Source organism: Bacillus sp. 05T31 (assembly GCF_056396725.1).
In genome coordinates this window covers 1-6,193 of record NZ_JBFTMA010000420.1, presented here as the reverse complement: position 1 = coordinate 6,193, position 6,193 = coordinate 1, and the positions used below count along the sequence as shown (strand labels likewise).

The window sequence follows — 6,193 nt, the reverse complement described above, 5'->3', positions numbered from 1 at the left end:
CTTTAGGACTTGGTTGGCTTGGTGAACCAACTGTGGAACATTTACTGCGACCACTATTTGAAAAAATCAATATTACTGGAACAATGGCTAACACGTTATCCTTTATTATTGCTTTTAGTGTGATTACTTTTTTCCATGTTGTATTAGGCGAGTTAGTTCCTAAGTCTTTCGCAATCCAAAAAGCTGAAGCAATCACATTAAAATTTGCAAAACCGCTTATTTTATTTGATAAAATTATGTATCCGTTCATTTGGCTTCTCAATAGTGCAGCTATATTTTTCACAAAATTACTCGGTTTAGAGCCTGCGAAAGAAAATGAACTTGCCCATTCCGAAGAAGAACTACGACTCATTTTAGGTGAAAGCTATAAAAGCGGCGAAATTAATCAAACCGAATATAAATATGTAAATAATATTTTTGAATTTGATGATCGTGTTGCTAAAGAAATTATGGTACCTAGAACTGAAATGGTTTGTTTATCTACTGAAAATACGTTAGAAGAAAATATGAAAATCGTTGCAACTGAAAAGTATACACGTTATCCTATTATTGAAAAGGATAAAGATGATATTATYGGMATGATAAATACGAAAGAGATTTTTCATAATCAAACAAAAGGCATTTACAAACCACTTGATGCCTACATACATCCTGTTTTAACTGTATTTGAAACAGTTCCCATTCGTAAAACGTTAATACACCTCCAAAAGAACCGCGTACAAATGGCGATTGTTATGGATGAATACGGCGGAACTGCTGGCCTTTTAACGATGGAGGATATTCTTGAAGAAATTATCGGAGAAATTCAAGATGAATTTGACGCAGACGAATCACCAATGATTGAAAAGCGCACTGCTAGGCTTACTGTTTTAGATGGGAAAGTACTCATTTCTGAAGTAAATGATATGTTTGGTCTACATATCGATGAAAGTGATTTAGATACAATTGGTGGTTGGCTTCTCTCTCAATCAATTGATTTAAATATTGAGGCTGGCTATTCAGTTGAATATGATGGTTTTCAATTTAAAGCATTAGAACTTGATGGGCATCAAATTAAAAAGATTGCTGTACATAAATTAGATACTACAAAGGAGTTATAAAGTGACTGTTTTACTAACAATTTGTATCATTGCTTGTTTCATTGTTTCATTTCTTGCCTTTATATACCCCATTATCCCTGGCATCCTTGCCGTATGGGCTGGCTATTTCATTTATCATTTTGGAATAAACGGCGGAGAGTTAACGCCATCTTTTTGGATTATTCAAGTCATTTTTACACTCTTCATTTTCGTTGCTGACTTTATCGCAAATGGATACTTCCTAAAAAAATACGGAAGTACAAAATCGGGCGAACGTGTTGGTATGGTTGCTATCATTGTCGGATCGTTCTTCTTCCCACCATTCGGGCTTATTATCATACCGTTCTTATCTGTATTTATTACGGAACTAATGCATAAAAAGGCGCCAAAAGACGCCCTTTTAGTCGGAATTGCAACTGTTGTCGGTTTTTTAAGTAGTACAGTAGCCAAAGCAATTCTCCAAATTATTATGATTATCATCTTTGTATGCTATATCATTTTTTAGCCATCCCTATTTTGGGATGGTTTTTTAATATGAAATACCTACTCGGCTTTTCTCGTATAAGCTTTTATTACGTAAACTCCATGTAAACTGAGCTGTATCACCAACTGTGATTTTCGATCCATCTGTTGGCAACATATCTTGTTCAGTTCGATATACACCGGTTACATCACCATCTATTAAATGCGTCGGACAAACAACAGTCCAACATAGTTTACTATTATTCAGCGCTTCATAAGCAGCTAAATGATCTTCCGCAGCTGTTGTCATTTTTCTTTTCGATTCTTTTGATTGGAAACGATATATACTTGGGTTTGTTCGTGCTTGTAAAATACCAGCAGTTCCTATTGTAACAATTTTCTTTATGCCCTCTTCTTCCATTTGCTTTATAATAATCGGTAAACTCTTCTCTAACGTCCCATTCCGATCAGTTCCAAGAGCACTAATTACAATATCACATCCTTTAATCGCTTCCTTTATATCATTTCCGTTTAACACATTTCCCTCTATAATATGTAACCTTTCATGCTCTGTTTCCACTCTACTCAAATCACGAACTAATACCGTCACTTCATATGAATCATGTAATGCCAATTTCATAATGTGTGATCCTACTCTACCTGTCGCTCCTAATATACATACTTTCATATATTATCCCCTCTCCCATTCTTTCTCTCTATTTTTCCGCAAAACTTACAAATACGCAACAAAAAAGCTCCCTCATATATGTGAGGAAGCTCTATTATCCATTTATCCCGCATTAACGGGCAGTAAATTCGGCGAATGCGAGGAAATTAGGTGGGAGATAACTGCCCGTAAATGCCCGATTGGACCTACCATTAATAAAGAACTTGCAAGTGCCATAGCAGCTAATGACTTAACCCATTTGTTCATTTGCGTTTCCTCCCTTTGATAGAATATGTACAATCCCATATTACTCTTTATTTTTAAAGGAAAGATTTAAAAACAGTAAAGATATTGTAAACTTTTGTAAATACTCTGATAACACAACTGGTTTTTCTCAATTCTTCTAATTGAGCCTTTCATTAGACATAAAAAAACTAAGACGCCTTTCATTCCGTCTTAGTTTTTCACGCAAACTTCTCACTTTCATTTTCATATAAATGTTTAATTTTATATTCCTTCTTCACAACATATTGCCAAACACTATAAGCATAACGATTCATTTTCACAAAACAATTTTCCAAGAAAGAACGAAACTCTGGGTTCGCAACTTCYACTGCMACTTGAGCAAACTTTAATGCTAATCGTTTCAAATGTGWAATATAACAAATAGCAATCCCARTATCCCCTGTATACTCATTATCTGTTTCCCTATCCATTTCAGTAAATTCCGGCCACATTTGTTTACAAGTTATATGTTGTATATTTTCTCCTTCTTGAAAATTCACTTGTTCATTATATGCTTGTAACATATACGGCAAATGATGCTGCAAAAYATCTTTTAATTCTTCATCTCGAACCTTGCTCGTGTATTCTCCAACTTTATATATAAGTGTGTAACTATATGTCATCAATTCTTTCATACAATCCATTAAAGCGCCTCCCTTCCTATTTCATCTCTATACTATAAATATGATGCGATAACATTTGATATTCTTGCTAGAAACCAATCCCATCTACTAATTTTCTCAAAATCTTCTTCAGAAAATCGTTTTGATTTATGAAAGTCTTCTTTTAATCGACTCCATACGTCAGCAACGACTGTCTTATCATATATGAAACAGTTAGATTCGTTATTTAAGTAAAAACTTCTATTATCAAAATTTGCTGTACCAATATCAACCATTTCCTCATCGATGATTGTTACTTTCCCATGAAAAAATCCATTTCGATATTGATAAATCTCCGCTCCAGCATCTAACATGTCTTTCAAATAAGGATAGGCAGCCTGTTTTAGCAATACTGCATCACTTTTAAATGGGACGAGGATTTTTACATGGACACCACGATTTAATGCATCTTTCAGCCCCTTCACCATTTCTTTACTCGGTACAAAATATGGTGTAGCGATAATTAAAGAATGTTTTGCCTTCTTTAAAAATGCTCCATACTCCTTCCATAAACCTTTTCCATTCGAAAATACATATTGATATTTCACATTTCCTTGTACAGGTAACTCTTGATGTATAGGGAACTTTTCTTCCGTATCTTCCTGCCAGTCTTCCCCAAATTTCCGTTCCATATCAGTAGCTCCATTTCCTTCAATGCGTACATGATAATCACGCCACGGACCAAATTTAGGATCTTGTCCAAGATACTCCTTCCCAATATTAAAGCCACCGATGTACGATACTTTCCCATCWATAGTWACAATACGTCTATGATTACGTTGATGCAAAGAATAAAATAAATTTTTCAATTTAGGTTTTTTACTGAATGTAAACTTCACGCCTTTTTCTTTTAATTGATTAATTATCTTTTTCTTCAGCTTATATCCGCCTATCCGATCTACTGACAATTTCACATCTACTCCGCTAGATGCTTTTTTCTCTAATAACCGTAAGAACTCACGACTAACTTCATCTTTACCTACAATATAAAAATGAATATATATATACTTTTCTGCGCGATTTATATCATCAAATAAGTTCCTATATAACTCATCACCGTTCGTATATAATTGAAAATCCCCTGATCGAATTTTTTCTAATTCATAACCACTAGCCATTTTTTTCCCCATTTCCACATCGATGTTCATCCATATGAATACACCTATAAAACAAAGTATTACAATGACAAAGTGCTTCATGGATAATTTCCTTCCTTCACATACAGTTTTCCTATATCTTTCCTTTTTTAAAACATTATCATACAAGAAAATATATCATTGCATGATATATGTCCATATCAAACAAGAGTTCATTTGCATATTGTATGTTGTATCTTAAAATAAAAGGAGGAAATAACAATGGGCTTCGCACATGGTAATGGATTTGCGCTACTAGTCGTATTATTTATCCTCTTAATTATCGTCGGTGCTGCTTGCTTCTGCTAAGCAGTTATTGTAATACGATATGGGGATGAAAAAACTATAAAAGCGGACACCTATTTTTAGGTGTCCGCTTTGCATTTCAAAAAATCCCTTAGCCTATTACAAAAATAGTACCACTAGGAAAGTATTTCTCATCAAAAAGTTAACAGTGTAGCTACCTTCTTACTCTCCGCCTTACGAATGTGACGCTGTTCTGCACGTAACACAGCAATTCGATGTAATTCTTTCTCCTCTTCTGTCTCAGGGATAACACGCGGTACAGGAACTGGATTATTCTGCTTACTAAGCGCAACAAAAGTAACGAATGAAGTTGCCGCTACACGTTTTTCACCTGAAATTAAATCTTCTGCTACTACTTTCACAAATATCTCCATAGAAGTTCTTCCCGTCCAAATTACGAAAGATTCATAACTAACACAATCTGAAGAACGTACTGGATGTAAGAAATCTACCCAATCCATAGACGCTGTGACACATTCCATTCTCGAGTGTCTCGTTGCTGAAATTGAAGCAACCATATCCATCTCCGCCAATATCTTTCCACCAAATAGCGTGTTATGATCATTTAAATCCGTTGGAAATACTCGACTCGTTTTAAACACTCTTGATTCATTAGCTGTTTTACCCTTTACTTCAGTCATTGTTATCACCCCTTTAATTATTTATCCCTAATATCCCAATATATACTACACCTCATGAACTACACGTTTAATATTAACAATTTTTAGAACTTTTAGTCCACAAAAAAGAACCGATGTTATCAATCGGCTCCTCTAAATACATATTGTTCTTTCGGCTGTTCAACTTTATTCCATTTCGTTACTTCTAACACTGGAATATTCGCATGAAACGGCTGATAAAATTCAGTTGAAATTTCTCCCTCTACCTGAATCCAATCATCATTTTTCCACTCTACACCTTCTGGTTTTTTAACTAACATACCATATACACCCGAATCCGCAACACAATGTATAATGCCGAAACGGAATAAGAAATATTGTTCCTTTTTAGAAGAATCATCTCGGAAAACAAATCCTTTATAAGACAGGGTTTTACCAGTAAATTCACCAGGATAATTATAAATTGTCTCCATACCCTTTAAGAAATCTTCATCTTTTAAAGTGATATTGTCTTTCGTAACAAATTCTTTCTTCCCTTTTTCCATTACACCACGATATCCTTCTTTCCCGTAATAAATACTCGTGTCCGGTCTTAAAAATTGTCTTGTCATAAATGGATCTTTACTTTCTGCTTGTGCAACAGGAAAGTGAAACCCCTTCGTCTTAACAATGTCCGAATCTAATGTTGCAATCGGGAAAAATAATCCCGAAATAATCGGAAAACAGAACAGAGTATAAGAAAACGTTCGTTTCCACCATGTATTTTCATCTTTCGAATGATCATGCCCACAATGACTATGATCACAACTACAATCATGTTTCTCTTTTTCCTTTTGGTGCTCTTTTTGGAAAACGATAATAATTTGTACAATCGTTAAGAAACCTAAAATAATAGCTGCCGTTTTTGATAAATAGGCGTACTTCATATTTATATACTTCGTAATGTTACCGGAAATATGAAGCTGTCCAATTAAAA

At 34.5% G+C, this 6,193-nt stretch carries 9 protein-coding genes; 3 read left to right on the top strand and 6 right to left on the bottom strand.

All coding sequences use genetic code 11. The annotated features are described in order from the left end of the window. Together AC1DJR_RS20915 and AC1DJR_RS20910 are read left to right on the top strand one after the other, a co-directional pair. On the top strand, window positions 1-1,100 hold a 1,100-nt coding region (locus AC1DJR_RS20915), incomplete at its 5' end, for a hemolysin family protein (protein ID WP_477003414.1). 1 nt (window position 1,101) lies between these two features. Continuing rightward, complete coding sequence (locus tag AC1DJR_RS20910) at window positions 1,102-1,584, top strand: DUF456 domain-containing protein (RefSeq protein WP_429688135.1); 483 nt, start codon at window positions 1,102-1,104, stop codon at window positions 1,582-1,584. Window positions 1,585-1,608: 24 nt separating this feature from the next. On the opposite strand, the gene AC1DJR_RS20905 is transcribed toward AC1DJR_RS20910, so the two are convergent. The 4 genes from AC1DJR_RS20905 to cls form a co-directional block, all read right to left on the bottom strand. Continuing rightward, window positions 1,609-2,229, bottom strand: a complete 621-nt coding sequence (locus AC1DJR_RS20905; protein ID WP_002168577.1) for an NAD(P)-dependent oxidoreductase — start codon at window positions 2,227-2,229, stop codon at window positions 1,609-1,611. Between the two features lie 102 nt (window positions 2,230-2,331). Next, entirely contained in the window at window positions 2,332-2,475 is a 144-nt protein-coding gene (locus AC1DJR_RS20900) for a hypothetical protein (protein WP_477003415.1), read from the bottom strand. A gap of 197 nt (window positions 2,476-2,672) precedes the next feature. Continuing rightward, on the bottom strand, window positions 2,673-3,137 hold the full coding sequence (locus AC1DJR_RS20895; protein ID WP_477003413.1) for a spore coat protein: 465 nt from the start codon (window positions 3,135-3,137) through the stop codon (window positions 2,673-2,675). A 32-nt stretch (window positions 3,138-3,169) separates the two neighbouring features. Further along, a complete protein-coding gene (cls, locus tag AC1DJR_RS20890; RefSeq protein WP_429688137.1) occupies window positions 3,170-4,354 on the bottom strand; it encodes a cardiolipin synthase in 1,185 nt (394 codons plus the stop codon). 159 nt (window positions 4,355-4,513) lie between these two features. Between cls and AC1DJR_RS20885 the strand changes: the two genes are divergently transcribed. Then, window positions 4,514-4,600: a YjcZ family sporulation protein gene (locus AC1DJR_RS20885; protein ID WP_000505094.1), complete on the top strand. Its 87-nt coding sequence runs from the start codon at window positions 4,514-4,516 to the stop codon at window positions 4,598-4,600. A gap of 131 nt (window positions 4,601-4,731) precedes the next feature. Here the strand turns inward: AC1DJR_RS20885 and AC1DJR_RS20880 are convergent, their stop codons facing one another. Beyond that, on the bottom strand, window positions 4,732-5,238 hold the full coding sequence (locus AC1DJR_RS20880; RefSeq protein WP_429688138.1) for an acyl-CoA thioesterase: 507 nt from the start codon (window positions 5,236-5,238) through the stop codon (window positions 4,732-4,734). A 119-nt stretch (window positions 5,239-5,357) separates the two neighbouring features. Beyond that, on the bottom strand, window positions 5,358-6,193 hold an 836-nt coding region (locus tag AC1DJR_RS20875; RefSeq protein ID WP_477003412.1), incomplete at its 5' end, for a TIGR03943 family putative permease subunit.

What these genes read in the sequence shown, in the direction of transcription:
- AC1DJR_RS20905 (WP_002168577.1), bottom strand. Translation starts at nt 2,229, where the DNA reads ATGAAAGTATGTATATTAGGAGCGACAGGTAGAGTAGGATCACACATT.
- AC1DJR_RS20900 (WP_477003415.1), bottom strand. Translation starts at nt 2,475, where the DNA reads ATGAACAAATGGGTTAAGTCATTAGCTGCTATGGCACTTGCAAGTTCT.
- AC1DJR_RS20885 (WP_000505094.1), top strand. Translation starts at nt 4,514, where the DNA reads ATGGGCTTCGCACATGGTAATGGATTTGCGCTACTAGTCGTATTATTT.
- AC1DJR_RS20880 (WP_429688138.1), bottom strand. Translation starts at nt 5,238, where the DNA reads ATGACTGAAGTAAAGGGTAAAACAGCTAATGAATCAAGAGTGTTTAAA.